Raw genomic sequence first — 26,285 nt, forward strand, 5'->3', positions numbered from 1 at the left:
GGTGATTCTCGTGGGGACGTCCGCGTCATCGCGTCGGAGGCCGCGTCGCTGAATGGCGAGAAAACGCCCGGATCGCATTCTGCACAGGTGCACGGCCGCACATTCGCCATTTCGCTTTTGGTACATTCGCGTGCATGAAAGAAATCGACGACCTTCCCGGTCTGCTGGAGGCTTTCACCCATCCCGCGCGAGATGAGGCCGTCACCTTCCGGGTCTACGACCTGGGGGTCGACGGTCAGGGCTCCGGCGTGGTCGTCACCGTCGCCCTCGGTCGCTACAACTGGGTCGTCTCCCTCGAGCAGCATCCGGTCGACGGGCAGTGGCGCGCGGTCTTCGAACCGTCGTTCTCCGAGTCGGTGTTCGATGAGGTCGGACTGGGTCATCTCGTCGACGGCATCGACATGATCCGCGCGCTGTGCGCGCACCTCGCCGCGGGAACAGCGCGGGCGTGACGTCGTCATCCGTTCGGCCTCGTCCCGCCTTCGGGAGAGGGCATCGACGACCGACGCGTTGACTGCGTACTGTGTCCACGTGAGAAACGGTTTCGACGAGGGATCGCTGCTCCTGCGCAATGCGCGCGTGTGGCGGAGACCGGGGGAGTGCGTGTCCGACCCGCAGGACGCCCTCCTCCGCGGGGGTCGTATCGCCGAGATCGGGCGCGTGGCAGGCGCGGGTTCCGGCGTCCGAGAAGTGGATCTCTCTGGCCGGGTCACGACCGCCGGCTTCTGGAACTGTCACGTGCACCTCACGGAAAGCGTGTGGTCTGGACGGTCACGTGCCGCGTTGTCGGCGATGCAAGCCGCGATCGATGACATGATGCTCAGCCGGGGCTTCGTGACGGTGGTGGATCTGGGCTCGCACCCGCGGACGACGAACGCGCTCGCCCGGAGAATCGAAACGGGCCAGCTTCGCGGCCCGACGATCATCACCGCCGGCATCGGTATCCGCCCCTGGCGTGGCATCCCGTTCTACACGAGGATCATCGTGCCGTGGTTCATGCGGTGGATGCTTCCGACACCCCTCACCGGGTTCGGCGCTCGGCTCGTGGTCGCATCTCAGCTGCGCAACGGCGCCCGCGTCGTCAAACTCTTCACCGGCGCATACGTCACTCCAGAGCGAGTCAAACCGATGCGAGAGGCAGTGGCGCGCGCAGCCGTCGATCAGGCGCATCGACGGGGTGTGCGCGTTTTCGCCCACCCCTCGAACCGGGAGGGAACAGCGATCGCACTCGGTGCCGGCGTCGATGCGCTTGCTCACGTTCCCGACGACACGTACGGAACCGCTGCCCTTCTGGCAGAGGCGGCTCGACGCGGCGTGCGGACGGTGCCGACGTTGCACATGTTCGCCTCCACGGTCAGAACGGATGCCGACTATCTGGGTCCGATTCACGCAGCGCTGGGCGACTTCCTGCGGCAGGGAGGCAAGGTGCTGTTCGGCACCGACGTGGGATACATGGCAGAACGGGACACGCGCCCGGAGTTCGAAGCGATGGCGGACAGCGGCATGGGTGTCGATCACCTGCTCGGGTCGTTGACTTCCGAGCCCGCGGCATTCTTCGCCGACCAGGAGCGGGGCGCGGTCGAAGTGGGTCATCACGCGGATCTGACGATCCTCGACACCAGATCGCAGCATCCGACACCCTCGGATTTTTCGCGGATCTACGCAACCTTCCGGCAGGGGAGGATGATCTGGCCCGCCACGATCGAGTGACGGCGCTGCAGACGGGACACGCACAAACGCGATCCGTGCGTACAAACGCGCGCACACCGCGTTTATGCGCGCAGATCGCGTTTATGCGTGACACCGGGACGCGACCGGCGCCCCGGCAGCGAGCGGCCGGCGCCCGGACGCGGGTCGATCGCGCCGAGCGCGGTCAGGCGCCCCGCAGCACCGCCCGGGTCGGGTCGAACAGCGTCGGGGGCAGCATGGCCGACCGCCCGTCGAGGGCCAGGTCGGCGAGGATCTCGCCGACCACCGGCACGAACTTGAACCCGTGGCCGCTGAAGCCGCAGGCGATCTGGATCTGCTCGTGCAGGGGGTGCGCGCCGATGACGAAGTGCTCGTCGGGTGTCACCGAGTAGAGGCAGGTCTTGGCCTGCACGACGGGTCCGGTGAGGTAGGGGAACAGCTGCAGCGCGCGCTCGCGCATCTCGGCGATCTCGTGGTCGTAGACGTTGCGGTCGATCGTGTTCGCCGTGGTGGGGGAGCCCTTGCGGAAGAAACCGAGCTTCAGGCCGCCGGCGGGACCGTCGGTCATGGGGAAGCCGTAGATCTGCTGGTTGCCGTGGGTCTCTTCGATGTACACGGGATGCTGCTTGTCGCTGTAGCGCTCGTACGGCACCGCGTCGCTGTACTCGGGCGAGAACCAGTAGAAGATCATGCGGTCGATCGACAGTGGCAGCCGCAGCTCGGGCAGCACCTGCGGCGCCCAGGGGCCGGGAGTGATGACGAGACGGTCGGCGCCGTAGGTGCCCTGCGTGGTCACGACCTCGACGCCGCCGTTCGGGGTCGCCTGCCAGTGCGTCACCGGCTCGTGGAAGCGGAGAGTCGCGCCCTTCTTCGCCGCGACCTCGGCGTTGGCGATCGTCGTCTCCTCGGGGCGGACGTACCCCGCGTTCGCCTCGTACACGGCCACGGCGTCGTCGGCCGGGTTCATCGTGGGGAAGCGGCGGCGGATCTCGTCGGCATCCAGGATCTCGTGCGGCAGGTTGTGCAGCTCGGACGCCTCTTTGCTGCCGCGGAAGGTGATGTCATCCGGGTCGCCGATGTAGATGCCGCCGCAGAGCTCCATGATGTCGCGGCCCGACTCGGCTTCGAGCGTGCGCCAGCCCTCGTACGCGCGCTGCAGCAGCGGCACGTACTCGGGGCTCTCGAAGTACGACTGCCGGATGATGCGGGTGCCGCCGTGCGCGGCGCCCTGGTCGTGGCCGGGTGCGAAGGTCTCGAGACCCAGGACCTTCGCGCCCCGTTCGGCGAGGGTGTTGGCGGCGGCGCCGCCCATCGACCCCAGGCCGAGGACGATGACGTCGTAGTGCTCCATCGTGGTGGTTCCTTCTCGTATCGGTGCGGACGCCGGCTCAGCGGCGGATCGCGGCCATCTCGGGGTCGAACAGCGGCTCGGTGCGCACGGTCGCCGGCAGACGTTGGGCGAAGTACTCGACCTCCAGTGTCGTGCCGGGCTCGGCGAGCTCGGGCGGCAGCCACGCGTACGCGATCGACGCGCCGATCGTGTAGCCCTGGTCGGCGCTGGTGACGTAGCCCACGGCATCCGTCGTTCCGGGGACGAACACGGGCTCTGCGCCCAGCACCACCCGAGTCGGGTCGTCGAGGGTGAGCGGCACGAGGCGCGTGGTGACGGGACGCTCGGCGAGGGCGGCCTTGCCGACGAAGTCGTCTTTGGCCATACGCACCGCGAAGCTCAGACCCGCCTCGGCGGGGGTGTGCTCGCGGGTCATGTCGTGGCCGAAGGCGCGGTATCCCTTCTCGAGGCGCAGGGCGTTGAACGCGCGGCGGCCGGCGGCGACGATGCCGTGCGCCTGGCCCGCTTCCCACAGGGCGTCCCAGAGGAAGACGGCGTTGTCGGCGCTGACGTACAGCTCCCAGCCGAGCTCGCCGACGTAGCTGACGCGCAGGGCGAGCACGCTGACGCCCGCGATGTCGATCTGCTTCGCGCGGAAGAAGCCGAAACCCTCGTTCGAGACGTCGTCGTGGGTGAGCGACTCCAGCACGGCGCGAGCGTTCGGCCCCCACAGCCCGAGGCCGCCCTGGCCCGACGAGAGCGCGCGCACCCAGACCCCCTCGGGCGCCTGGGTGGTGAGGTGCACGAGGTCGAGGTTGCCGTTGGTGCCGATCATGTACCGCTCGGTGTCGAGGCGGGTGACGGTGACATCCGACAGGATGCCGCCCTGCTCGTCGAGCATCATGCCGTAGACGACCCGGCCGATGGCGACGTCGACGTTCGTGGTGAGCAGACGCTGCAGCAGCGCGGTGGTGCCCGGGCCGAAGACCTCGACGCGGGGGAGGGCGGTCAGGTCGTACAGGGCCACCGAGGATCGGGTGGCGTGCGCCTCGGCCGCGGCGATGGGCGACCAGTTCTGCGCGGCCCAGTCGTCGCGCACGGGCACGGTCTCCAGCTCGTCGACCAGGCCGGCGTTCGCCTCGAACCACAGCGGACGCTCCCAGCCTCCGCCCTCGCCGAAGACGGCGCCGAGCTCCTCGTAGCGCTGGTGGAAGGGCGTGCGGCGCAGGCCCCGCAGGCGCTGGGTTGGGGTGTGCGGGTGACGCACGTCGTAGACCTCGTCGTACGACTCCGACGAACGCTCGCGCGTGAACCGGCGGCTCACCACCGCGGGGTCGAAGCGGTTGAAGTCGAGGCCGTGGGTGTCGATCCCCGGGTCCCCCGAGACGATCCAGTCGGCGACGACCTGTGCGACACCGGCCGACTGCGTGACCCACACCGCCTGCGCGAGCCACAGGCCGTCGGTGCCGGGAACGGGCCCGAGCATGGGGCCGCCGTCGGGGGTGAACGAGAAGATGCCGTTGAAGCCCGACTCGAACTGCACCCCGCGAAGCTCCGGGAGCAGGCGCTGCGCCTCCTCCCACGTGGGGGCGAAGTCGTCCCAGGTGAGGGGGTGCATCGCGGGGTGCACACCGGTCGCGGCGAAGGTGTCGGCATCCGCGATCTCGGACTGCTCCAGCGGGATCGGGCGGTGGTTGTACGCGCCGATGCCGATGCGGTCGACGTACTCGCGCAGGTACAGCGAGAAGTCCTGGTGGCGGAGCATGGGGCGCTTCGCCTCGTCGGTGGGGACATTGGCGCCCTTGAGCGACGGCACGGGCGCGCTGTAGCCGAAGCCGTGCTCCATGGGCTGCATCGGCAGCTCGAAACCGAGCAGGTCACGCGAGACGCCCGGTCCCCACAGTCCCGCGCACGAGATGACGATGTCGGCGGGGACGAGATCGGGCTCGGCGGAGCCGGCCGGCACGGGAAGGACCTTCACACCCGTCACCCGTCCGCCCGAGCGCTCGATGCCGACGACGCGGGTGTTGCCGACGATGCGCGCACCGCGGTCCTGGGCGCGTTCTGCCTGCCACTGCACGGCGGCCGCGCTCTTGACGATCCCGTCGGTGGGGGTGAGCCAACCGCCGAGCACCCCCGAGACGTCGAGTCCGGGCCACAGCCGCGCGACCTCGTCGGGGTCGACGAGCTCGCCCGGCACACCCCAGGATGCCGCGAGGCCCCGCCGGCGCTTGAGGTCGTGCAGACGCTCGTCGGTGGTGGCGATCTCGAGCCCGCCGACGCGCTTGAGCAGCCACTGGCCGTTCAGCGAGACGCCGTCGAGCTTGTCGAGTGTGCGCTGCGCGAGCTGCGTCATCGTGCGGTCGCCGTTGGTCTGGAAGACGAAGCCGGGCGCGTGCGAGGACGACCCGCCGGTGATGTAGAGGGGACCCTGCTCGAACACGGTCACATCGGTCAGGCCGCGCGAGGTCAGCTCGTCGGCGAGGGCGGCGCCGACGACGCCGAGGCCGATGATGACGACGCGGGGGGAACGGGCGGGAGACGAGACCATGCGAAACCTCGAGATCGGATGCGTGCGCACGATGCAGCAACGGGCGCGGGGTGGGGCGGGGGGAATGCGGGGGTGTACCGGAGGGGGCGCGATCGCGCCCCCTCCGGGTGGAGCGGGTGTTACTTGATGCCCTCGAGCATCGCGGCGACCTTGTCGGGGTTGTCGTCGACCCACTTCTTGGCCGCGTCTTCGGGCGTCATGTTGTCTTTCGCGATGTAGCTGGCGACGGTGTTCTGGTCGTCGTTGGTCCACGTGAAGTTCTTCAGCAGCTTCACCGCGGGAGTGTCCTTCGCGACCCACGCCGACGAGGCGATCTTGTCGAGCGTGTAGGGCGGGTAGTCGCAGGCGACCTTCTGCGGGTCGGCATCGCAGCCGTCGGTGTAGGCGGGCAGCGTGATGTGGCCGAGCTTCTGCTCGGAGAAGAACCAGTGCGGCTCGTAGAAATAGGCCAGCAGCGGGGTGCGGTTGGCCTGGGCCGAGCGGAACGCCTCGATGAGGGCCGCCTCGGAGCCGGCGTAGACCACCTTGTAGTTCAGGCCCAGGTTGGTCACGAGGGCCTCGTCGTTGGTGACGTAGCTGGGGTCGCCGTCGAGCAGCTGACCCTTGCCGTCGGACTCGCTGGTCTTGAACAGGTCGGCGTACTTGTTCAGGTCGGCCGAGGTCTTCAGGTCGGGGTACTCCTCGGTCATCCACTCGGGGATGAACCAGCCGATGACCCCCTCGTTGCCGGTGGGGCCGACCTCGACGGCGGTCTTGTCGCCCTCGATGTACTTCTCCTTCAGCGACGCGTGTCCCCAGTTCTCGATGATGAGGTCGACCTCGCCGGTGCCGAAGCCCTGCCAGGCGACCTCTTCCGAGATGGGCTTCTGCACGACGGTGCAGCCCAGCTCGTTCTCGGCCAGGTACGTGTACACGGCGGCATCCGCGGTGTAACCGACCCAGTTGTTCATGGCGAGGTTGGTGGTGCCGCAGGCGGCGGCGCCACCCGCGTCGGACGAGCTGTCGTTGAGCGACGAGCCACAGCCCGAGAGGGCGAGGACACCGGCCGAGAGGACGGCGAGGGCGGACAGGGTGCGTGTGCGGGCGTGGTGCATGGATACTCCCTTGGTGAGACGCGGCGTCTCGGTCGGTCGGGTCGGGACCCGTTTCATGCGGTAGCGGTGCGGGGTGTTCGGGTGGTGGATCTCCGTAGGCGCCGAGCCGGCGCCGGGGGAGCGGTGGGTGCGAGGGGAGTGCGGTGGGCGAAGGCCTGCGTCGTGCGGTCGAGCAGCATGCCCCAGATGACGATGGCGAGGGCCCGCGGCGAGCCCCTTGCCGAAGAGGTCGGTCTGCACGAAGCCCGCGACGACGAGGTAGCCGAGCCCGCCACCGCCGACCAGGCCGCCGATGACGACCATCGACAGCACGTAGATGAGCGCCTGGTTCACCGCGAGGGTGATGGCGTGGCGGATCATCGGCAGCTGCACCTTCGTGACGGCCTGCCACGGGCTCGACCCGGTGCTGAGCAGCACCTCGCCGAGCGTCTCGGGCAGCTGCCGGATGGCGTCGGCGATGATCTTGATCGAGATGGGCGCGGCGTAGATGACGGCGGCGACGATCGCGGTGAAGCGGTTCGGCCCGAAGAGCCCGAGGAACGGCACGAGGTAGACGAACGCCGGCATGGTCTGCGCGGCATCCAGGATGGGACGGATCGCCGCATCGACACGGGGGACCCGCCCCATCCACACGCCCAGCACCAGCGCGATGGCGACCGTGAGCACGGTGGCGACGAGGGTCGAAGCCAGCGTGATCATCGAGGGTCCCCAGACGCCCAGCAGCCACACCACGACCATCCCCGCCAGGGTGGCTCCGGCGAGCGACGCCCGCCCGGCGACGAACGCGATGACCGTGAACGCCGCCATGACGACGACGATCGGCGACTGCTCGAGCAGTGCCTGCAGCGGGTTGATCAGCGCGGTGGTCACGACCTCCTGCAGCGCCGACGTCACACCGCCGAAGGTGGTGTTCACCCAGGCGGATGCCGTGTTCACGGCGCTCTCGACGAGGTCGCCGATCTCGATCTGCGCGGGGAAGACGGCGGCCCACAGCTGCGAGCGAGACAGGAAGATCGCCACGAGCGCGATGGCTGCACCCGCCCCGTACGCGATGCGACGCGGCAGGACGGCACGGGTGCGCCGCGCGGCGACGACGGCCGGGTCGGCACGACGGCCGATCGCCGTGGTGACGCGGTCGAGCACGATCGCCAGCAGCACGACGGCGAGGCCGGCGTTGAACGCGCGACCGACGTTGAGCGACTGCAGCGCCTGCACGACCACCTGGCCGAGGCCGGGGGCGGCGATGAGGGCCGCGATGGTGACCATCGACAGCGCCGCCATGGTGGTCTGGTTGATGCCGAGCACGATCGAGGTGCGCGCGAGCGGCAACACGACCGTACGCAGGCGCTGGCGGGGCGTCGCACCCAGCGAGGCGACGCTCTCGTCGATGGACTCGGGGATGTCGCGGACGCCATGCGCGGTGAGGCGGATGACGGGAGGGGCGGCGTAGATGAGGGTCGCGATGACGGCGGCGGCGGGGCCGATGAGGAAGATCAGCGCCAGCGGGGCCAGGTAGACGAAGGTGGGCATCGTCTGCATGAAGTCGAGCACGGGGGTCAGCACCCGTTCGACGCGCCGCGACCGGCCCGTCCAGATGCCGACCGGGATGCCGATGACGAGGGCGAAGAACACCGCGGCGAAGGTGATGGCGAGCGTCTGCATCGCCTCGAGGTAGAGCCCCTGCACGCCGATGACGACGAGGAAGCCCACGGTGAGGGCGGCCACGCGCGCGTTGCCGCACACCCAGGCGATCCAGCCGAAGAGGAGCGTCGAACCGAGCCAGCCGATCTCGGGGTACCCGAGGCCGTACGTGGTGGCGGCCAGGAGCGACAGCAGCGCCTGCACCACCGCGTTGATGACGACGCGCACGACGTCGAGGGCCAGGAGCACGACGTTGGAGGAGCGGTTGTCGGCGACCCACTCCTTCACGGCGTCGAAGAAGCCGTGCACGTCGGTGAGTGACGCGGTGGGGAGGGTGTCGGTGCCCTGGCCGTGGGTGAACGCGAAGACGGCGAGCCAGAGCACGCCCACCCCGATCAGCACCGTGGTGCGCGGCGAGATGCGGCGCGGTCGCGGGGCGGCGGTGAGGGTCGAGGCCTCGATCTTGGTGATCTCGACGGTCGTGGGGGCGACGGGGGCGCTCATGACGGATGCCGTTCGCCGGCGACGGCACGCAGCACCGCGTCGCGATCGACGATGCCGACGACGGCGCCCGCGGCATCCGTCACGCGAACCGGAACGGAGGTACCCAGGACCACGGGGATGGCGTCGGCGATGACGGTGTCGGCTGGCAGAGTCGGTGCGTCGGGCGCGGTGTCGCCGGGGCGGGCGATCCACTGCAGCGTGAGAACGCTCGCGATCGGCACGTCGGAGACGAAGTCGGCGACGTAGTCGTTGGCGGGGGCGCCGACGAGTTCGGCACCGGTGCCGATCTGCTGCAGTTCGCCGTGGCGCATGATGAGGATGCGGTCGCCGAGCTTGAGGGCTTCGGAGAGGTCGTGCGTGACGAAGACCATGGTCTTGCCCATCTCGTGGTGCAGCCGCACGATCTCGGCCTGCATGTTGCGGCGGATGAGCGGGTCGAGGGCCGAGAACGGCTCGTCGAACAACAGCACGTCGGGGTCGCCGGCCAGCGCCCGGGCCAGGCCCACGCGCTGCTGCATTCCGCCGGAAAGCTGCGAGGGGTAGCGCCATTCGTATCCGTCGAGCCCGACGAGCGAGACCATCTCGAGCGCCCGCTCGCGGCGCTCGGCCTTGCCGACGCCGCGGATCTCGAGTCCGTAGGCGATGTTGTCGACGACGGTGCGGAAGGGGAGGAGACCGAAGTGCTGGAACACCATCGCGGCCTTGGTGCGGCGGAACTCCCGCAGGGGTCCCGGTGCGAGCGAGAGCAGATCGTCGCCGCGCATCGTGATGGAGCCGGCTGTGGGCTCGACGAGCCGGGTCAGACACCGGATCAGCGTGGACTTCCCGGAGCCCGACAGGCCCATGATGACGAACACCTCCCCGCGTCCGACGGTGAAGCTGAGGTCGCGGACGGCGACGACGTTGCCGGTGCGCTCGAGGATCTCGGCGGTGCTGAGGTCGGCGAGCTGCGGGTTGCCGACGACCTTCTCGGGGGCGTTCCCGAAGACCTTCCAGAGACCGTCGACGGTGAAGTCGTCGACGTCGGTGGCGGCGGAGCGGTGAAGGGGTGGTGCCGTGATGGTGCTCATCGGTGGTGCTCCCTTTCGTGAGGAGAGGTCACTGGTCGGCGGCGGCGAACCAGTGCTGGGGCTTCGGGTCGAGGTTCTGGTACACGTGCCGGGTCTCGCGGTACTCGTCGAGGCCCGCGAGGCCGAGCTCACGGCCGTTGCCCGACTGGCCGAATCCGCCCCACTCCGCCTGCGGCAGGTAGGGGTGGTAGTCGTTGATCCACACCGTGCCGTGGCGCAGACTGCTCGCCACGCGCTGGGCCCGGCCGGCATCCTGGGTCCACACCGCGCCGGCCAAGCCGTAGGGGGTGTCGTTGGCGATGCGCACGGCCTCGGCCTCGTCGCGGAAGGTCTCGACGGTCAGGACGGGGCCGAAGCTCTCCTCGCGCACGACGCTCATCGAGCCGTCGCAGCGGTCGAGGATCGTGGGCAGGTAGTAGAAGCCGTCGGCCAGTTCCGGGTCGGTCGGCGCGTGGCCGCCGCAGCGCAGGACCGCGCCCTCGGCGATGCCGGCCTGCACGTAGGCGTCGACCTTGTCGCGATGGGCGGCGGAGATGAGCGGGCCGGTCTCGGCGTCGTCGTCGAACGGGCCGCCGAGGCGAATGTGCTGCGCGCGCTCGACGAGGGCGTCGACGAAGGCGTCGTGCAGCGACTCCTCGACCACGAGCCGGGCGCCGGCCGAGCACACCTGACCGCTGTGCAGGAAGATCGCTGTCATGGCGTAGTCGACCGCGGTGTCGAAGTCGGCGTCGGCGAAGACGATGTTCGGGTTCTTGCCGCCCAGCTCCAGCGCGACGCGCTTGATGCTCTGGGCGGCGGCGGCCATGACGCGCCGGCCCGTCGCGAGGCCCCCGGTGAACGACACGAGGTCGACGTCGGCGTGGGTGGTGAGCACCTCGCCGACGTCGGCGCCCGTCCCGGTGACGAGGTTCGCCACGCCGGCCGGCAGTCCCGCCTCGGTGAGCGTGTCCATCAGCAGCGTCGCCGTCGAGGGCGTCAGCTCGCTGGGCTTGAGCACGAAGGTGTTGCCCGCCAGCAGCGCCGGCGCCACCTTCCACGCGGCCTGCAGCAGCGGGTAGTTCCACGGCGTGATGAGGCTGCAGACACCCACGGGGGCGTATTCGATGCGGCTGCGGGTGGACTCGCTGCCGGTGTCCACGAGCCGCCCCGGGTGCGCGCCGGCCTGGCTCGCGTAGTAGCGGAAGCACGCCACGATGTCGGCCATGTCGTAGCGCGCCTCGATGATGCGCTTGCCGGTGTCGCGCGCCTCGGCCTCGGCGTAGGTCTCGGCGTCGCGCTCGATGAGGTCGGCGACGCGTTCGAGCAGCCGGCCGCGCTCGCGCTCGGGCGTCTCGCTCCACACTCCCGACCGCCAGGCCGAGGATGCCGCGGCGACCGCGTCGGCGGCATCCTGCGCGTCGCACTCGGTCACGGTCGCCACGAGCGTGCCGTCGGCGGGGCAGCGGATCTCGCGCGTGGCGGGGGAGTGCGGCTCGCGCCAGGCCCCGTCGATGTACAGAGACGAGGTCATGCGGTCACGCCCACCTTCGCCGGGCCGTCTGCCACGTAGTAGGGCAGCTCCTCGGCGGCCAGCGGCTTCACGCCGCGGATGAGATCGGCGGCTTTCTCGGCGATCATCATGACGGGCGCGTAGATGTTGGCGTTCGTCACGAACGGCATGACCGAGGCATCCACGATGCGAAGCCCCGTCGTGCCGTGCACGCCCATGGTGAGCGGGTCGGTGACGGCCATGGGGTCATCGGCGGGCCCCATCTTGGCCGTGCCGCAGGGGTGCAGTGCCGTCTCGGCCTCGCGGCCCACCCACTCCAGGATCTCCTCGTCGGTGCTCACCTCGGCGCCGGGGGCGATCTCGCCGCCGTTGAAGGGGGCGAGCGCCGGCTGCGACAGGATGTCGCGGGCCACGCGCACGGCCTCGACCCACTCGCGGCGGTCGTTCTCGGTGCTGAGGTAGTTGAAGACGAGCTCGGGGTGCTCGGTCGGGTCGGTGGAGCGGATGCGCAGGCGTCCGATGGTGTCGGCGTACATCGGACCCACGTGCACCTGGAAGCCGTGCTTCACGTCGGCGATCTGCCCGTCGTAGCGCACCGCCACCGGCAGGAAGTGGAACATCAGGTTCGGCCAGCGCACCTCGTCGTTCGAGCGGACGAACCCGCCGCCTTCGAAGTGGTTGGTCGCGGCGGGGCCCTTTCGCCCGAGCAGCCACTTCAGCCCCGTCAGCGGCATGCTGAGCGGCCGCAGGTACGGCTGCATCGACACCGGCTGCGTGGCCTCGTGCTGGATGTAGACCTCGAGGTGGTCCTGCAGGTTCTCGCCGACGCCGGGCAGATCGACGACGACCGGGATGCCGAGAGACTCCAGGAGGTCGGCCGGGCCGACGCCCGAGAGCTGCAGGAGCTGCGGGGTGTTGATCGAGCCGCCGGCGAGCACGACCTCGTTCGCGCGCGCGGTGTGCGTGCGCCCGTTGCGGCGGTACTCCACGCCGACGGCGCGCGTCCCCTCGAACAGGATGCGGGTGGCGAGCGCCCGGGTCTTCACGGTGAGGTTCTTGCGGCGCCGCCACACGGGGCGGACGTACGCACGGGATGCCGAGAGCCGGCGGCCGTGGCGCACGTTGCGGTCGAAGGGGCCGAAGCCCTCCTGCCGGAAGCCGTTGACGTCGTCGGTGCGCGGGTAGCCCGCCTGCTCCGCGGCATCGAAGAAGGCCTGGAAGAGGGGATTGGTGGCGGGGCCCTTCTCGAGCTCGAGCGGACCGTCGTGACCGCGGTGGGGGTCACCGGCGGCGGCGGCGAGGGCGTTCTCCATGCGCTTGAAGTAGGGCAGGCAGTGGGCCCAGTTCCAGGTCTCGAGACCGGGCTGCTCGCCCCAGCGCTCGTAGTCGAGCGGGTTGCCGCGCTGGAAGATCATGCCGTTGATCGACGACGAGCCGCCGAGCACCTTGCCGCGTGCGTGGGCGACGCGGCGACCGTGCATGTGCGGCTCGGGCTCCGACTCGTACTTCCAGTCGTAGAGGGCGTGGCCGCTCGGGAAGGTGAGGGCGGCGGGCATCTGGATGAAGAGGTCCCACGGGTAGTCGCTGCGCCCCGCCTCGAGCACGAGCACGCGTGCTTCAGGGTCGTCGGACAGCCGCCGTGCGAGCACGCTTCCGGCACTTCCGCCGCCGACGACGATGTAGTCGTAGGTCGTGGAGTTCTCGCGACGAGTGGTCATGGCATCCTCGGGTCTGTTGTTGCGCTGAAAGAAACTGCTGTGCGTTGGACGCAACAGTAGAGGGCCCAGACCCCCGGAGCGGGGTGTTTCGCGGGTGCGTGACGCACTGTTTACACGGCCGTTACGCCCGCGGGGAATACGAGTCGATCATGTTGCGTGTTGCTCAAGACGCATTGTGTTGCGCATAGCGATGCATTAGCGTCGCCCCCACACAACTCGATACGCGCCGATCGAACCCCCGCGGGAGAGCCCGCGTCCCACCCGGACGCGGCGCCGAAGGAGCAAGCCCTCCCCGCACAATCTCTCAGGCCCAAGACCGCGAGGGTGAGGCGCACTCTGGAAAGCAGGCCCCGCCTGCGCCCACGGTGAAAGCCGCCACCCGCGGTGAAGCTCTCAGGCCCGATGACAGAGCGGGGAGGTGACCCATCCGATCGCCGCACCCTCGGCACGACAGGGAGCCTCCCGCCATGACCGTTCTGTCCCCGACCACCGCCGCCGCCCTCCTCACCGCTCCGCTCGCCGAGATCGACCCGGCCGTCGCCGCGGCCCTCGACGCCGAGCGCGAGCGCCAGCGCGACACCCTCGAGATGATCGCCAGTGAGAACTTCGCCCCGCTCTCCGTCATGCAGGCGCAGGGATCGGTCGCCACCAACAAGTACGCCGAGGGTTACCCCGGTCGCCGTTACTACGGCGGATGCGAGCACGTCGACGTGATCGAGCGTCTCGCGATCGAGCGCGTGTGCGGTCTGTTCGGCGCCGCGTACGCCAACGTGCAGCCGCACTCCGGCGCCCAGGCCAACGCCGCGGTGCTGTTCGGCCTGCTGCAGCACGGCGACACCATCCTCGGCCTCGACCTCGCCCACGGCGGCCACCTCACGCACGGGATGCGCCTGAGCTACAGCGGCAAGGCCTTCGACGCGGTCGCGTACCACGTGGATGCCACGGGCTCGGTCGACATGGACGAGGTCGCCGCCCTCGCCCGCGAGCGTCGGCCGAAGCTCATCATCGCCGGCTGGTCGGCCTACCCCCGCCAGCTCGACTTCGCCGCGTTCCGGGCCATCGCCGACGAGATCGGCGCGTACCTGTGGGTCGACATGGCGCACTTCGCCGGTCTCGTGGCCGCGGGCGTGCACCCGAACCCCGTGCCGCACGCGCACGTGGTCACCTCCACCACCCACAAGACCCTCGGCGGCCCGCGCGGCGGCATCGTGCTGACGAACGACGCCGACATCGCCAAGAAGATCGACCGGGCTGTGTTCCCGGGCCTGCAGGGCGGCCCGCTCGAGCACGTCATCGCGGCCAAGGCGGTGTCGTTCCTGATCGCCGCGGGCGACGAGTTCGCCGACCGCCAGCGCCGCACGCTCCGCGGCGCCCACATCATCGCCGAGCGCCTCACGCAGCCCGACGTCGTGGCCGAGGGTGTGCGCGTGCTCACCGGCGGCACCGACGTGCACCTGCTGCTGGTCGACCTGGTCGAATCGCCCCTCGATGGCAAGCAGGCCGAGGACCGCCTGCACGAGGTCGGCATCACCGTCAACCGCAACTCGGTCCCCAACGACCCGCGCCCGCCGATGGTCACCTCGGGGCTTCGCATCGGGACGCCCGCTTTGGCCACGCGCGGCTTCGACGACGAGGACTTCGCCGCCGTCGCCGACGTCATCGCCGAGGCGCTGCGGGCGGAGGTCTCGCCCGAGCAGATCGCCGAGCTTCGCGAGCGCGTGGCCGCCCTGGCATCCGCTCACCCGCTCTACGAGGGCGCCGTCTGATGGTGGTCAGCGCCTTCGACCTCTTCTCGATCGGGGTGGGCCCGTCGAGCTCGCACACGGTCGGGCCGATGCGGGCGGCCCTGACGTTCGCCGAGCACCTGCGCGACAGTGGGCAGCACGAGCGCGTCGTCCGCGTGCGCGTCGATCTGCTCGGCTCGCTCGGCGCCACGGGACGCGGCCACGCCTCCGACCGTGCCGTGCTGATGGGCCTCGAGGGGCACCGGCCCGAGTCGTGCGACCCCGACTTGCTGCGCGATATCGAGGAGCGCGTGCGCGCCGACGGCATGCTCTGGCTGCTGGGGACGCACCCGGTCTCCTTCGACGTGGATGCCGACCTCGTGCTGGATGGGCGACGCTCGCTGCCGTTCCACCCCAACGCGGTCGTGTTCACGGCGATCGATGCCGGCGGCGTCGTTCTCGCGGAGGAGACGTTCTACTCGGTGGGCGGCGGATTCGTCGTGACCGAGGCCGAAGCCGCGACGCCCCGTGCCGACGACGTCTTCGTCGCGCACCCCTTCCGCACCGCCGACGACCTGCTCGCGCGCTGCGACGAGACCGGGCTGTCGATCGCCGAGATCGCGTTCGAGAACGAGCTCGCCCACCGCGACGGGGATGCCGTGCGCGCGGGGCTGCGGGCCATCTGGGACGTGATGAGCGGATGCATCGAGCGCGGAGCGGCGACCCCCGGGGTTCTCCCCGGCAGGCTCCGGGTGCCCCGCCGCGCCCCCGAGCTGGCGCGGCAGCTCGCCGACGAGGCGGCGTCGACCGACGGCCTGCGCGGAACCGACTGGCTCACCTTGTTCGCGATGGCGGTGAATGAGGAGAACGCCGCGGGCGGGCGCGTCGTCACCGCGCCCACGAACGGCGCGGCCGGTGTCATCCCCGCCGTCCTTGCCTACTACCGCCGGTTCGTCCCTGGAGCCGACGACGAGGGGATCATGACGTTCCTCCTCACGGCCGCCGCCATCGGCTCGATCTACAAAGAGACGGCCTCGATCTCGGGGGCGGAGGTCGGATGCCAGGGCGAGGTCGGCTCCGCCTGCTCGATGGCGGCCGCGGGTTTCGCCGCCGTGCTCGGAGGAACGCCCCGCCAGATCGAGAACGCCGCCGAGATCGGCATGGAGCATCATCTCGGCATGACGTGCGATCCGATCGGCGGCCTCGTGCAGATCCCGTGCATCGAGCGCAACGGCGTCGCGGCGGTCAAGGCCGTCACCGCCGCCCGCACGGCGCTCCGCGGCGACGGCACGCACATCGTCTCGCTCGACAACGTCATCCAGACCATGCGGCAGACCGGCGCCGACATGAACGACAAGTACAAGGAGACCTCGCGCGGCGGCCTCGCCGTCAACGTCGTGGAGTGCTGACGCCCCTCAGCGCTCGAGCACCTCGGCCTCCTCGTCGAGGGTGAGGCCCGCTCGGCGCGCCCGATCCAGCCCGCGTGCGCGTTCGTCATCGAGCGTTCGTCGCATGGTCTCGGAGAGGGCGCGTCGGCGGCCCCCGGATGCCACGAACGCGGCGTCGCTGCGCCGCGAGAACCCCCGCGCCTCGGGCGGGAGCCACAGCGGCAGCGATCGGGGCCCCATCCAGTGCTGCACACCGCGGGCGAGGAGGGTGTCGTCGTCGAGCGCGACGTTCTCCGCCGCGGTACCCGCCGCGTCGCGAGCGGCGGTCAGCACGGCGGCGAGTGGCAGCTCCTCGCCGACGGCGTTGACCGGCCCCGTGATCCCGTCGCGGCCCGCGCGTTCGATCCAGTCGGCGAGGTCGTCGACATCGATCCCCTGCACGTACCGGTCGGCGGTCCGGGGTGTCAGCACGCGCCCGCCGCGGGCGAAGCGTGCCGGCCAGTAGCCGAAGCGGTCGGTGGGATCGCCGGGGCCGACGATGAGGCCGGCACGGGCGAGGAGGGCGCGGTCACCCGCGCGCGCCGCGGTGAGGCGCTCGGCGTGCACCTTGGCATCCGCGTACTGCTCGAGGTCGACGGGCTCGACGAGCTCCGCCGTCTCATCGGCGAACGGGGCGTCGGCGTGCGCGTAGACCGAGACGCTCGACACGAGTGTCCAGTGCGCCGCTCGGTCTGCGAGGGCGTCGAGACCGGATGCCACGAACCCCGGGTCCCACGACAGCTCCACGACCTCGTCCCAGTCGCCGTCGAGGGCGTCATAGGCGCGAGGGTCGTGGCGGTCGGCCCGGACCAGGCGCGACCCCGGAGCAACGGTGCCCGCTTCGCCGCGGGCGAGGCAGGTGACCTCCGCTCCTCCCGCCACAGCCGCTCGCGCGATGGCCCGGCCGAGCCAGGCGGTTCCCCCGAGGATGAGCACGCGTCGCATAGGGGTCAGCCAAGCAGCCGAACGGGGACGCGACCAGCCCGTTCGCGCACGGCGGACGGGGCGGGAGGCTCGCGAGACGAGTCACCCGGGCGAATTCTCTCCACAGAAGTCCGTGTATGTGCTTCAGAGCATGCAGGGGCCGCTACGTTCTCCGCCACGGAATATATCCCCCGTGGGGGCGGATCGAAGGGTGAGAACCATGTCGGATGTACAGAACCAGCAGGCGCTCGGCCGGCCGACCGGAGCGTTCGTCGGGGCGTCGTGGGTGGCGCTCGGGCTCGGAGCGTCGGTGTACGTCGTGGGGTTGTACAACGCGCAGATGCTGCTGTCGGAGAAGGGCTTCTTCCTCGCGGTGTTCCTGCTCGGCCTGTTCGCCGCGATCTCCGTACAGAAGGGCGTGCGCGACCGCGCGGAAGAGGTACCGGTGACCGGCGCGTACCTCGGCGTCGCGTGGGCGATGCTGCTCGCGGCGCTCACGCTCATGACGATCGGACTCTGGAACGCCGAACTGCTGCTCTCGGAGAAGGGGTTCTACGGCATCGGGTTCGCGATGAGCCTCTTCGCCGTGGTGGCGGTGCAGAAGAACGTCCGCGACCTGGCGGCGTTCCACCGCGTGCACCCGGAGGTCAGCCCCGTGGACCGGCCCGGCTTCCCGCCGGGCGCCTGAGTCGACGCGCGCAGACGGGCGCGAGGCGGAGGCCACGGCCGGGGGCAGCGTCCCCGAGCGGAGCCGGAGGCATCGTCATCCCGATCAGGAGGACCGCGAGAACGCGATGCCGCCTGACTGCCCGTGCAGCGGAGACGCCGACGAGCACGCCATCGGCACGTATGACAGCGCGGTCGTGCGCAAACGCGGTCACCGCGTCGACCCTCCGAGCGCAGTGCACGCCGGTGCCCGCCGTCGTCAGCCGGGGACGACCGTTCCCTGATGGAAGAGGCAGCGTGGCTGCGGGTCGCACCGCCACACCGAGGAGCGGTAGCTGGCCCGGTCATCTCCCCTCAGCAGGTAGGTCAGCAGCACCGTGTCGGCATCGAGCAGCCGGCTCTGCCGACGCTCGATCGAGGGTGGGCGCGATCCTGGCTCCTCAGCGGTGAGAGCGGCGATGATCTCGTCGCGGGTCCACCAGCGTCCTGATCGGCCGATCTCGGCGAAGTCATCAGCCAGCAACCGTCGAAGCTCCTCGGGGTCGGACCTGACGGCCGGGTCCAGCAGTCGTTCCTCCGCCGCCCAGGCCTCGGCGATGACCGCACCGGCATCCTGTGCCCGTCCGCGGATGACGTACGCGCGCGCGATCCCGGCGGTCGCGGACCCCCACACGCTCGCCGCGACGCGACGCTGGTGCGCGTCGAACGCGGCCTCGTCGATGAACCGTTCGTCGACCCGCCAGACGAGGGGGTCGGCCGTCGGGTCGACGTCGAAGGCGATGCATCCGGGCTCGGCGCGGGTGAGGGCGATGTGCTCGGGGAGACGGGCGCGCACCCGGGCCGCTTCGCCCTCGTTCGCGCACCGCAACTCGCCCGACAGCGTCACCTCGGGCCCGCGCGGCACGGGCGTCGTCACCCCGCTGAGCCAGTCCCGACGCAGCACGCTGTAGGCGATGGATGCCATCGGTGCTCCGCCTTCGACCGGCCAGCCGTCGCGGTAGTACGCCTCGCGTACCCACCCGCTCTTGTCGAAGGTCCGCTGCATCGCGAGGTTGTCTTCGCGGGTCTGCCCCTCGAACCGGACGACGCCGGGGCGCGTGCGGAAGACGTGCTCGCTCGCGAGGGCGAGCGCCCGCGCGCCGAGGCCGTGGCCGCGCCACCGCTCCGCGAGACGCAGATCGATCAGGGCCGTCGCGTCGGCGAGGTCGTCGAGGCGCACCAATCCGACGCGCCCGTGCTCGTCGTGGTCGAGCCAGAACGCCTCGACGGCGTCGCCGCCCCAGGTCCCCTCGTCGATGGCCGCCACCACCTGGGTGCGGGTGGGGTGAGTGCGAACGTGGAAGGGGAAGGCGTTCGCCGTGAGGAACGCGATCAGCTCCTCTCGGTCTCGGCCGGTCGCATCGAGGCAGGTGAGGGTGAGGGGCACCGCTCCAGCGTAGACAGACGGCTCGCGGCATCCTGTCTACGCTGAGAGAACCGCCCGCCGCACAAGGAGCCCGTCATCCCCTCCGCATCCCGCACCCCCGCCGACCGCGCGACGACCGTTCGCGCGGTGCGTGCCGCCTCTCTCACGATCGCCGCGATCGGTGCCTCGATCACGACCGGGGCGCTCGGGCCGTGGTGGACGCCGGTGATCCTGCTCGTCGCCACCGCCGGCGCCCTGTGGGTGACGTGGCGGGTCGGGGGCGCTCCCGTGGGGGCTCGCGCCGCTCTGCCGGTGCTCGTCGTCGTGGTGGCGCTGACCGCGGCGGCGATGCTCGGAATCGTGGGTGCGCTGCCGTCGGGCTGGACGTGGGCGGCGCTCGGCGCCTACGCCGTCGCGTGGGGCGAGTACCTCGTCACGCAGACCATCGGCCGATCCCGCGGATCTGCGGCTGCGCGCTGAGCATCATCGCCGCTCGAGGCACACGAGTCCTTCGCGGTCGTCCCACGACGGGACCGGTGCGAAGCTGAGCCGCCGGTAGAGCCGGAGGGCGTCGCCGCGCCACTCCCACACCGACAGGCGGACGGGCGTGACGGCACCCTCGACCGCCGCGGCGATGAGAGCGGCTCCCACGCCCTTTCCGCGTGCGGTCGGCGTCGTCCAGAGGCGCGACACCTCCGTCGCATCCGGCGAGGTGGTGACGACGACGATGCCGCAATCCTCCCCGTCGACCGCGGCGAGCAGCACACGTCGCCTGTCGAAGGCTGCAGCCGGGTCGGCGATCTCGCGCGCATAGTGCCCGGGGAGCGGGGCGTCCGCGGCGGCGAGTCCGCGCTCGGCCTTCTCGCTCTCCGTCTGACGCAGGTACGACGCGACGAGGGCGGAGACGACGTCCGCGTCGCGCGGGAAGACCGCGGTGCGGACGGCCACGGCGCCGGGCGTCACGGCTGCGGCCCGTCGGTTTCACGACGGTCAGCGCGCGCGGCCGCGGCCATCTCGTCGCGAACGGCTTTGCGGACGACCCCGTACACGGCGTACAGCATGACGGCCGCGAGCGTGACGAGCAGAACGAGCTGTGTGATTACGTCCATACGACCAGGCTGTCATGCCGCAGCGGCGACTCCGAGAACGAGAAACGACATCGGGATGCCGAAGGTCTCGGCATCCCGAATCGACGGCGTCGTGATCAGACGGTCGCGAGCGTCGATTGCCAGCCGAGCGCCGGTGCGACGTGCTTCGCGAAGTTCTCGACCAGCCGCAGGTTGAATTCGACGCCCATCTGCGACGGGATGGTCAGAAGCAGGGTGTCGGCGCTCATCACCGCGGCGTCGTTCTGCAGCTGTTCGACGAGCACGTCGGGGGTCGCCGCGTACGTCTTGCCGAAGGTCGATCGCATACCGTCGATGACGCCGATCTGGTCGCTGCCCGCCGACCCGCCGAAGTACAGCTCGTCTTCGGCGGTGACGATCGGGAAGATGCTGCGGCTGACCGAGGTGCGCGGCTCACCGGCGTGACCGGCCTCGCGCCAGGCGGCGCGGAACGCGTCGAGCTGCTGCGCCTGCAGGAGGTCGAAGGGCGTGCCGTCGGCCTCGGTGAGAAGCGTCGACGACATGAGGTTGACGCCGATGCGGCCCGCCCACTCGGCGGTGGCCGTCGTGCCGGCGCCCCACCAGATGCGCTTGCGCAGGCCGGGGGAGTGCGGTTCGATCCGCTGCAGACCCGTGCCGCCGCCGAAGGGGCTCATCGGGTCGCGCTCCGCGAGGCCCTCACCGTCGATGGCGCGCAGGAACAGGTCGAAGTGCTCGCGCGCGATGTCACCGCCGCGTGGGTCCTGCGACCCGGTGTAGCCGAACGCCTCGTAGCCGCGGACGACGGTCTCGGGTGAGCCGCGGCTGACGCCGAGCGCGAGCCGGTTGCCGCTGATGAGATCGACGGATGCCGCTTCCTCGGCCAGCATGAGGGGGTTCTCGTACCGCATGTCGATGACGCCGGTGCCCACCTCGATGCGGGTGGTGCGCGCCGCGATCGCGGCCAGGAGCGGCATGGGTGCCGCCTGTTGACGGGCGAAGTGGTGCACGCGGAACGAGATGCCGTTCACGCCGAGGTCGTCCATGCCCTGCGCGAGGTCGATCGCTTGGAGCATGGAGTCGCCGGCGGAGAGGTGATGTCCGCCGCCGAGGGGGCCGTAGTGGCCGAACGAGAGAGTGCCGAACGAGCGCATATCGGGTGCAACGCGGCATCCGGCGATTCATTCCCGCGCATGCACCCGGCATGGCCCTGCGTCGCGCGGAGTGTGGAAGCATTCGAAGGGTGGACGATGGCGCACGGCGGGAACTCGAGACGCTCCGCGCGCGGGCGTACGGGCCCGATGCCGACATCGACACCGATCCGACCGCCGCCCAGCGCCTCCGCGAGCTGGAGGAACAGCAGCGGGAACGGCATTCGCTCCCCATCGCCGTGCGTCTTCCTGAAGCCGGCATCCGCGGTAGCGAATCGGATGCCCGGGTTCCGCTGGTGGATGCCGACGACCCGCTCGTCGACGCCGACGACCCGCTCGTCGACGCCGACGAGCCCCGCGAACGGCGGCCGCTCGTGCGCTCGAAACGGAACCTGTGGGCGTGGGCGATCTCGCTCGCCGTCGTCACCGCCCTGGCCAGTGCGGCGACCGCGCTCAGCCTGACGTTCGTGCCGGTGTCGAACTCGGTCGGGGCCCCGCAGGTGGGCACTCTCGAGCTCGATCCCGATGCCGAGACCCCCTCGGTGTTCGGCCAGCGCACCGGCCAGGAGCGGGCGTACCGGGACTTCTACGGCGTGACCGCTTTCGTGGGCTACGCGCAGACCGATGCGACCGAGAACCGCAACCCGTGCATCTATCTGCTCGACAGCGACGAGGTCGCGGCGAGTGACAGCAGCGGCATCCGGGGCAATTTCGTCTACGGCGGATGCGGTGCGGGCGTTTTTCCCGCGACCGTGCAGTTCGTGGTCGCAGAAGGGATGCCGGAGGCGTTCGTCGAGCGCTTCCCCGTGGGCAGCAGTGTGCAGTTCGTCTTCGACGGCGAGAACGTGGGCGTCTTCAGCGACCGGGGGTGAGGACGCCCGGGTGGTCCCTGAGCCCGCCGAAGCCACCGCCCGGCTCGCGGATGAGAGGGTTAGGGAGTGACCCCCCTTCTCGAGAACGTCCCCGTCGGCGCCGATCCGGATGCCGTGTACCTGGGCTTCGTCGAATGGGCGGCCTCTCGCGGGCTCACGCTCTACCCGGCGCAGGACGAGGCGATCATCGAGATCGTCTCGGGCGCGAACGTGATCCTGTCGACCCCGACCGGTACCGGCAAGTCGCTCGTCGCCGTGGCCGCGCACGCGGCATCCCTCGCCCGAGGCGGCCGCACCTATTACACGGCGCCGATCAAGGCGCTCGTGAGCGAGAAGTTCTTCGCGCTCGTCGACATCTTCGGCGCCGAGAACGTGGGGATGGTCACGGGTGACTCCTCCGTGAACGCCGACGCCCCGATCGTGTGCTGCACGGCCGAGATCCTGGCGAACCTCGCCCTGCGGCAGGGGGCGGATGCCGACGTCGACCAGGTCGTGATGGACGAGTTCCACTATTACGGCGAGGCCGACCGCGGATGGGCGTGGCAGGTGCCGCTGCTGCTGCTGACGCGGGCGCAGTTCATCCTCATGTCGGCGACCCTCGGCGACGTGACCGACATCGCCGACGACCTCTCCCGCCGCACGGGCCGACCGACCGCGCGGGTGACCGGCGTCGAGCGTCCCGTTCCGCTGCATTTCGAGTACGCGCGCACCCCCGTGCACGAGACCGTGCAGGAGTTGCTCGACACGAAGCAGGCGCCGATCTACGTCGTGCACTTCTCGCAGGCCGCCGCGATGGAGCGCGCGCAAGCACTGTCGTCGATCCGCATCATCGGGCGCGAGCAGCGCGACGAGATCGCCGAGGCGATCGGCGGGTTCCGCTTCACCACCGGGTTCGGCAAGACGCTCTCGCGCTACGTGCGGGCGGGCATCGGCGTGCACCACGCGGGCATGCTGCCCCGTTACCGCCGGCTCGTCGAGACGCTCGCGCAGCGCGGGCTGCTGCGCGTCATCTGCGGCACCGATACCCTCGGCGTCGGCATCAACGTGCCGATCCGCACGGTGCTCATGACGGCGCTGACCAAGTACGACGGCACGCGCATGCGCCAGCTCACGGCACGCGAGTTCCACCAGATCGCGGGCCGCGCCGGTCGAGCGGGATACGACACCGCGGGCACGGTCGTCGTGATGGCACCGGATCACGAGATCGAGAACGCGGCCCAAATCCTCAAGGCCGGCGACGACCTCAAGAAGCAGAAGAAGATCGTGCGCAAGAAGGCGCCGCAGGGCTTCGTCAACTGGACCGAGCAGAGCTACGACCGCCTCGTCGCCGCGGAGCCCGAGCCGTTGACGCCGCAGATGAAGCTGAGCGCCGCGATGCTCATCAACGTCATCGCGCGCGGCGGCGACGTGTTCGGCAACGTCCGCTCGCTCGTCTTTGACAACCACGAGCCGCGCGCCCGCCAGTACGACCTCGCCCGCCGCGCTCTCGCGATCTTCCGCACCCTCGTGCAGGCCGGTGTGGTCGAGGTCGTCCCCCCACCGCGTGAGGGGTCAGATTTTGTCGCTTCGGAAGGGGGTCAGGCGACAAATTCTGACTCCTCACGCATCAGGCTCACCGTCGACCTGCAGCCGAACTTCGCGCTCAACCAGCCGCTGTCGCCGTTCGCGCTCGCCGCGATCGAGATGCTCGACCCCGAGGTCGAACTCGGCAGGGGACCGTATGCCACGCCCCCGGCGTCGTCGGTCGGCACGGGGCACTACGCGCTCGACGTCGTCAGCGTCATCGAGGCGACGCTCGATGACCCGCGCCCGATCCTGTCGCAGCAGCAGTTCCGCGCCCGCGGCGAGGCTGTCGCGGCGATGAAACGCGAGGGCATCGAGTACGACGAGCGCATGGAGCTGCTCGAGGAGATCACGTGGCCGAAGCCGCTCGACGAACTGCTCGCGCAGGCGTACGAGGTGTTCGCGTCGAGCCAGCCGTGGATCCGCGACTTCGAGCTGTCGCCCAAGTCGGTCGTACGCGACATGTTCGAGCAGGCGTGCTCGTTCGGCGAGTACGTGTCGCTGTACCAGCTCGCCCGCAGCGAGGGGCTCGTGCTGCGGTACCTCAGCGACGCGTACCGCGCCATTCGCCAGACCGTGCCGGTCGATGCGCAGACGCCCGACCTGCTCGACCTCATCGCCTGGCTCGGCGAGCTCGTTCGGCAGGTCGACTCGAGCCTCGTCGACGAGTGGGAGCAGCTCATCAACCCGGCCGACGATCCGGACGCCCCCGTCGTCCCACCGGCGCCGCCGTCGATCCTCACCAACCGGCGCGCATTCGTCGTGCTCGTGCGCAACGAGATGTTCCGGCGCGTGCAGCTCGCGGCGCTGCAGAAGGACGATGAACTCGTCGAACTCGACCCCGACGTCGACTGGCCCGGGGTCCTCGACGGCTACTTCGACGAGCACGACACGATCGGCACCGGGGGAGGGGCGCGCTCCTCTGCGCTGGTCGCCATCGACGAGTCCGCCGCTGCCGATGGGGTTGTGGCGGGTCGAGCAGACGATCGACGACCCCGCCGGTGACCACGATTGGCGCATCCGCGCGGAGGTCGACCTCGCCGCCTCCGAGGCGGAGGGAACGGCGATCGTGCGGGTGACCGAGGTGCTGCGGCTCTGACTGCTGCTGCACCGCTTTGCATCGGGTGAAGTTATCCCCCCTATTCGCCGAAGTAGCGCGAGACGTGAGGAGAACGCTTACTGTCGATGGCATCGATCACGTCCGAAAGGAACGCTGTGGAAACTCTCCCACTCATCGCCACCGCCGTGGGCCTCGTCGTCTCGGTATCGACGACCGTCCTGGGCGGAACGAAGTGGCTGTTGCACCGCGTGGAGCAGCGGACGGACCAGCGGTTCGCGCAGGTCGATCAGCGGTTCGCTCAGGTCGATCAGCGGTTCGCGCAGGTCGATCAGCGGTTCGCGCAGGTCGATCAGCGATTCGCGCAGGTGGATCAGCGGTTCGCGCAGGTCGATCAACAGTTGCGGTCGGTCGCCGAGTCGGTGACGGAGCTGAAGATCGCCGTCGCGCGAATCGAGGGGCCCCACCCGCCCTTCCTCATCGCGCGCGGCTGACCCTCCGCGGCGGATGCCGCGGGCGACGCATGCCGCGGCTACGGGCCCCGGTGTCGAACGGAAGGCCCCGGTGCACGAACGACGGATGCCGAGGCCCTGAGGCCCCGGCATCCGGTCGGTTCTCCGCGTGTTACGACTTGCGGGCGACGCGATTCTCCGCGCTGACCATCCACGACAGCTGCTCGAGGCGCTCGAGCACGCCGTGCAGGATGTCGGCGCTCGTGGGGTCTTCGTCGTCGACGTCATCGTGCACGTCGCGGACGGTGCCCACCGTGGCATCCAGGCGCTCGGTGATGAGGTCGATGACCTCGGCGGTGTCGACCTCGCCCTGGGGGAACTCAGGGAGGGTCGTGGTCTCGGCGACCGTGTCGCTGCGGCCGTCAGGCAGTGCGTGCAGCGAACGCATGCGCTCGGCGACCTCGTCGCTGAACTCACGGGCGGCATCGATGATCTCGTCGAGCTGCAGGTGGGTGTCGCGGAAGTTCTTGCCGACGACGTTCCAGTGAGCCTGCTTGCCCTGGACCGACAGCTCGATCAGGTCGACGAGCACGGCCTGCAGGCTGTCGGTCAGCTTCTCCGACGCCTGGAAGCCCTTCTCGGCGTTCTGCTCGTCGGTGGTCTCGGGGCCGCTGCCGCCGCGGGCCGGGCGGCGACGGTTCTTGGTCGGGGCGTCCTTCGTGGTGGTGGACATGCGCGTTCCTTTCACTCGCGGTCGATAGCGACGTTAGGCGTGCGCCGACGGTGACCGGCGGGGGTTGCGAGGGCGACGACAGCGCGGTACCGAGTCGTCGCCGTAGCCGCTCGGCATCCAAACGACAACCCCGGCCTGAC

The 26,285-nt window shown here is 70.3% G+C and carries 20 protein-coding genes, 1 pseudogene and 1 riboswitch; of the genes and pseudogenes, 9 read left to right on the forward strand and 12 right to left on the reverse strand.

Annotation, left to right across the window (positions count from 1 at the left end; translation table 11 throughout):
• Positions 1 to 134: 134 nt before the first annotated feature.
• Positions 135 to 452, forward strand: a complete 318-nt coding sequence (locus QE410_RS04065; protein WP_307328214.1) for a hypothetical protein — start codon at positions 135 to 137, stop codon at positions 450 to 452.
• A gap of 208 nt (positions 453 to 660) precedes the next feature.
• Entirely contained in the window at positions 661 to 1,710 is a 1,050-nt protein-coding gene (locus QE410_RS04070) for an amidohydrolase family protein (RefSeq protein WP_307328217.1), read from the forward strand.
• A 163-nt stretch (positions 1,711 to 1,873) separates the two neighbouring features.
• Here QE410_RS04070 and solA read toward each other — a convergent pair whose 3' ends face one another.
• The 6 genes from solA to betA all read right to left on the reverse strand — a co-directional run bounded on the left by solA (position 1,874) and on the right by betA (position 13,086).
• A complete protein-coding gene (gene solA, locus QE410_RS04075; RefSeq protein WP_307328221.1) occupies positions 1,874 to 3,040 on the reverse strand; it encodes an N-methyl-L-tryptophan oxidase in 1,167 nt (388 codons plus the stop codon).
• 37 nt (positions 3,041 to 3,077) lie between these two features.
• On the reverse strand, positions 3,078 to 5,570 hold the full coding sequence (locus QE410_RS04080) for an FAD-dependent oxidoreductase (protein WP_307328223.1): 2,493 nt from the start codon (positions 5,568 to 5,570) through the stop codon (positions 3,078 to 3,080).
• A gap of 119 nt (positions 5,571 to 5,689) precedes the next feature.
• Positions 5,690 to 8,809 (reverse strand): glycine betaine ABC transporter substrate-binding protein, encoded by a 3,120-nt coding sequence (locus QE410_RS04085; protein WP_307328226.1) that lies wholly within the window; start codon positions 8,807 to 8,809, stop codon positions 5,690 to 5,692.
• Complete coding sequence (locus QE410_RS04090; RefSeq protein WP_307328228.1) at positions 8,806 to 9,879, reverse strand: glycine betaine/L-proline ABC transporter ATP-binding protein; 1,074 nt, start codon at positions 9,877 to 9,879, stop codon at positions 8,806 to 8,808. The genes QE410_RS04085 and QE410_RS04090 overlap by 4 nt, the downstream gene beginning before the upstream one ends.
• Before the next feature lie 28 nt (positions 9,880 to 9,907).
• Positions 9,908 to 11,389: an aldehyde dehydrogenase family protein gene (locus tag QE410_RS04095; RefSeq protein WP_307328231.1), complete on the reverse strand. Its 1,482-nt coding sequence runs from the start codon at positions 11,387 to 11,389 to the stop codon at positions 9,908 to 9,910.
• Complete coding sequence (gene betA / locus QE410_RS04100; RefSeq protein WP_307328234.1) at positions 11,386 to 13,086, reverse strand: choline dehydrogenase; 1,701 nt, start codon at positions 13,084 to 13,086, stop codon at positions 11,386 to 11,388. The genes QE410_RS04095 and betA overlap by 4 nt, the downstream gene beginning before the upstream one ends.
• Positions 13,087 to 13,317: 231 nt before the next feature.
• Positions 13,318 to 13,415, forward strand: a riboswitch (glycine riboswitch).
• Between the two features lie 138 nt (positions 13,416 to 13,553).
• Here betA and glyA point away from each other — a divergent pair.
• Both glyA and QE410_RS04110 read left to right on the forward strand, forming a co-directional pair.
• Positions 13,554 to 14,852 carry a serine hydroxymethyltransferase gene (glyA, locus tag QE410_RS04105; protein WP_307328236.1) on the forward strand — a complete coding sequence of 433 codons (1,299 nt, stop codon included), beginning with the start codon at positions 13,554 to 13,556 and terminating at the stop codon, positions 14,850 to 14,852.
• A complete protein-coding gene (locus QE410_RS04110; protein ID WP_307328240.1) occupies positions 14,852 to 16,219 on the forward strand; it encodes an L-serine ammonia-lyase in 1,368 nt (455 codons plus the stop codon). The genes glyA and QE410_RS04110 overlap by 1 nt, the downstream gene beginning before the upstream one ends.
• Before the next feature lie 6 nt (positions 16,220 to 16,225).
• On the opposite strand, the gene QE410_RS04115 is transcribed toward QE410_RS04110, so the two are convergent.
• A complete protein-coding gene (locus QE410_RS04115; protein ID WP_307328244.1) occupies positions 16,226 to 17,182 on the reverse strand; it encodes an NAD-dependent epimerase/dehydratase family protein in 957 nt (318 codons plus the stop codon).
• 199 nt (positions 17,183 to 17,381) lie between these two features.
• Between QE410_RS04115 and yiaA the strand changes: the two genes are divergently transcribed.
• Complete coding sequence (gene yiaA / locus QE410_RS04120) at positions 17,382 to 17,849, forward strand: inner membrane protein YiaA (protein ID WP_307328246.1); 468 nt, start codon at positions 17,382 to 17,384, stop codon at positions 17,847 to 17,849.
• Between the two features lie 237 nt (positions 17,850 to 18,086).
• Here yiaA and QE410_RS04125 read toward each other — a convergent pair whose 3' ends face one another.
• Positions 18,087 to 19,253 (reverse strand): GNAT family N-acetyltransferase, encoded by a 1,167-nt coding sequence (locus tag QE410_RS04125; protein WP_307328249.1) that lies wholly within the window; start codon positions 19,251 to 19,253, stop codon positions 18,087 to 18,089.
• Positions 19,254 to 19,379: 126 nt separating this feature from the next.
• On the opposite strand from QE410_RS04125, the gene QE410_RS04130 reads away from it, so the two are divergent.
• On the forward strand, positions 19,380 to 19,712 hold the full coding sequence (locus tag QE410_RS04130) for a hypothetical protein (protein WP_307328252.1): 333 nt from the start codon (positions 19,380 to 19,382) through the stop codon (positions 19,710 to 19,712).
• A gap of 3 nt (positions 19,713 to 19,715) precedes the next feature.
• On the opposite strand, the gene QE410_RS04135 is transcribed toward QE410_RS04130, so the two are convergent.
• The 3 genes from QE410_RS04135 to QE410_RS04145 all read right to left on the reverse strand — a co-directional run bounded on the left by QE410_RS04135 (position 19,716) and on the right by QE410_RS04145 (position 21,471).
• Positions 19,716 to 20,180 carry a GNAT family N-acetyltransferase gene (locus QE410_RS04135; protein WP_307328255.1) on the reverse strand — a complete coding sequence of 155 codons (465 nt, stop codon included), beginning with the start codon at positions 20,178 to 20,180 and terminating at the stop codon, positions 19,716 to 19,718.
• Between the two features lie 11 nt (positions 20,181 to 20,191).
• On the reverse strand, positions 20,192 to 20,341 hold the full coding sequence (locus tag QE410_RS04140) for a hypothetical protein (RefSeq protein WP_307328258.1): 150 nt from the start codon (positions 20,339 to 20,341) through the stop codon (positions 20,192 to 20,194).
• A gap of 95 nt (positions 20,342 to 20,436) precedes the next feature.
• Positions 20,437 to 21,471 carry an LLM class flavin-dependent oxidoreductase gene (locus QE410_RS04145; RefSeq protein WP_307328261.1) on the reverse strand — a complete coding sequence of 345 codons (1,035 nt, stop codon included), beginning with the start codon at positions 21,469 to 21,471 and terminating at the stop codon, positions 20,437 to 20,439.
• Positions 21,472 to 21,560: 89 nt separating this feature from the next.
• Here QE410_RS04145 and QE410_RS04150 point away from each other — a divergent pair, with 89 nt between their 5' ends.
• From QE410_RS04150 to QE410_RS04160, 3 genes and pseudogenes are all read left to right on the forward strand, one after another.
• The gene (locus QE410_RS04150; RefSeq protein WP_307328264.1) at positions 21,561 to 22,340 is read left to right on the forward strand and encodes a hypothetical protein; all 780 of its coding nucleotides are present in this window, start codon (positions 21,561 to 21,563) and stop codon (positions 22,338 to 22,340) included.
• 66 nt (positions 22,341 to 22,406) lie between these two features.
• Positions 22,407 to 25,002 (forward strand): annotated as a pseudogene (locus tag QE410_RS04155) (DEAD/DEAH box helicase).
• A 116-nt stretch (positions 25,003 to 25,118) separates the two neighbouring features.
• Positions 25,119 to 25,454 (forward strand): hypothetical protein, encoded by a 336-nt coding sequence (locus tag QE410_RS04160; RefSeq protein ID WP_307328267.1) that lies wholly within the window; start codon positions 25,119 to 25,121, stop codon positions 25,452 to 25,454.
• A 130-nt stretch (positions 25,455 to 25,584) separates the two neighbouring features.
• Here QE410_RS04160 and QE410_RS04165 read toward each other — a convergent pair whose 3' ends face one another.
• Positions 25,585 to 26,145 carry a Dps family protein gene (locus QE410_RS04165; RefSeq protein WP_058232654.1) on the reverse strand — a complete coding sequence of 187 codons (561 nt, stop codon included), beginning with the start codon at positions 26,143 to 26,145 and terminating at the stop codon, positions 25,585 to 25,587.
• Between the last annotated feature and the right edge of the window lie 140 nt (positions 26,146 to 26,285).

Source organism: Microbacterium sp. SORGH_AS_1204, from assembly GCF_030818935.1.
Taxonomy (GTDB): domain Bacteria; phylum Actinomycetota; class Actinomycetes; order Actinomycetales; family Microbacteriaceae; genus Microbacterium.

Bases quoted from the DNA above. Each gene is read 5' to 3' on its own strand.
- QE410_RS04065 (WP_307328214.1), top strand. From the start codon at position 135: ATGAAAGAAATCGACGACCTTCCCGGTCTGCTGGAGGCTTTCACCCAT.
- QE410_RS04090 (WP_307328228.1), bottom strand. From the start codon at position 9,879: ATGAGCACCATCACGGCACCACCCCTTCACCGCTCCGCCGCCACCGAC.
- QE410_RS04085 (WP_307328226.1), bottom strand. From the start codon at position 8,809: ATGAGCGCCCCCGTCGCCCCCACGACCGTCGAGATCACCAAGATCGAG.
- QE410_RS04115 (WP_307328244.1), bottom strand. From the start codon at position 17,182: ATGCGACGCGTGCTCATCCTCGGGGGAACCGCCTGGCTCGGCCGGGCC.
- solA (WP_307328221.1), bottom strand. From the start codon at position 3,040: ATGGAGCACTACGACGTCATCGTCCTCGGCCTGGGGTCGATGGGCGGC.
- betA (WP_307328234.1), bottom strand. From the start codon at position 13,086: ATGACCACTCGTCGCGAGAACTCCACGACCTACGACTACATCGTCGTC.
- QE410_RS04140 (WP_307328258.1), bottom strand. From the start codon at position 20,341: ATGGACGTAATCACACAGCTCGTTCTGCTCGTCACGCTCGCGGCCGTC.
- QE410_RS04165 (WP_058232654.1), bottom strand. From the start codon at position 26,145: ATGTCCACCACCACGAAGGACGCCCCGACCAAGAACCGTCGCCGCCCG.
- QE410_RS04110 (WP_307328240.1), top strand. From the start codon at position 14,852: ATGGTGGTCAGCGCCTTCGACCTCTTCTCGATCGGGGTGGGCCCGTCG.
- QE410_RS04080 (WP_307328223.1), bottom strand. From the start codon at position 5,570: ATGGTCTCGTCTCCCGCCCGTTCCCCCCGCGTCGTCATCATCGGCCTC.
- QE410_RS04145 (WP_307328261.1), bottom strand. From the start codon at position 21,471: ATGCGCTCGTTCGGCACTCTCTCGTTCGGCCACTACGGCCCCCTCGGC.
- yiaA (WP_307328246.1), top strand. From the start codon at position 17,382: ATGTCGGATGTACAGAACCAGCAGGCGCTCGGCCGGCCGACCGGAGCG.
- QE410_RS04095 (WP_307328231.1), bottom strand. From the start codon at position 11,389: ATGACCTCGTCTCTGTACATCGACGGGGCCTGGCGCGAGCCGCACTCC.
- glyA (WP_307328236.1), top strand. From the start codon at position 13,554: ATGACCGTTCTGTCCCCGACCACCGCCGCCGCCCTCCTCACCGCTCCG.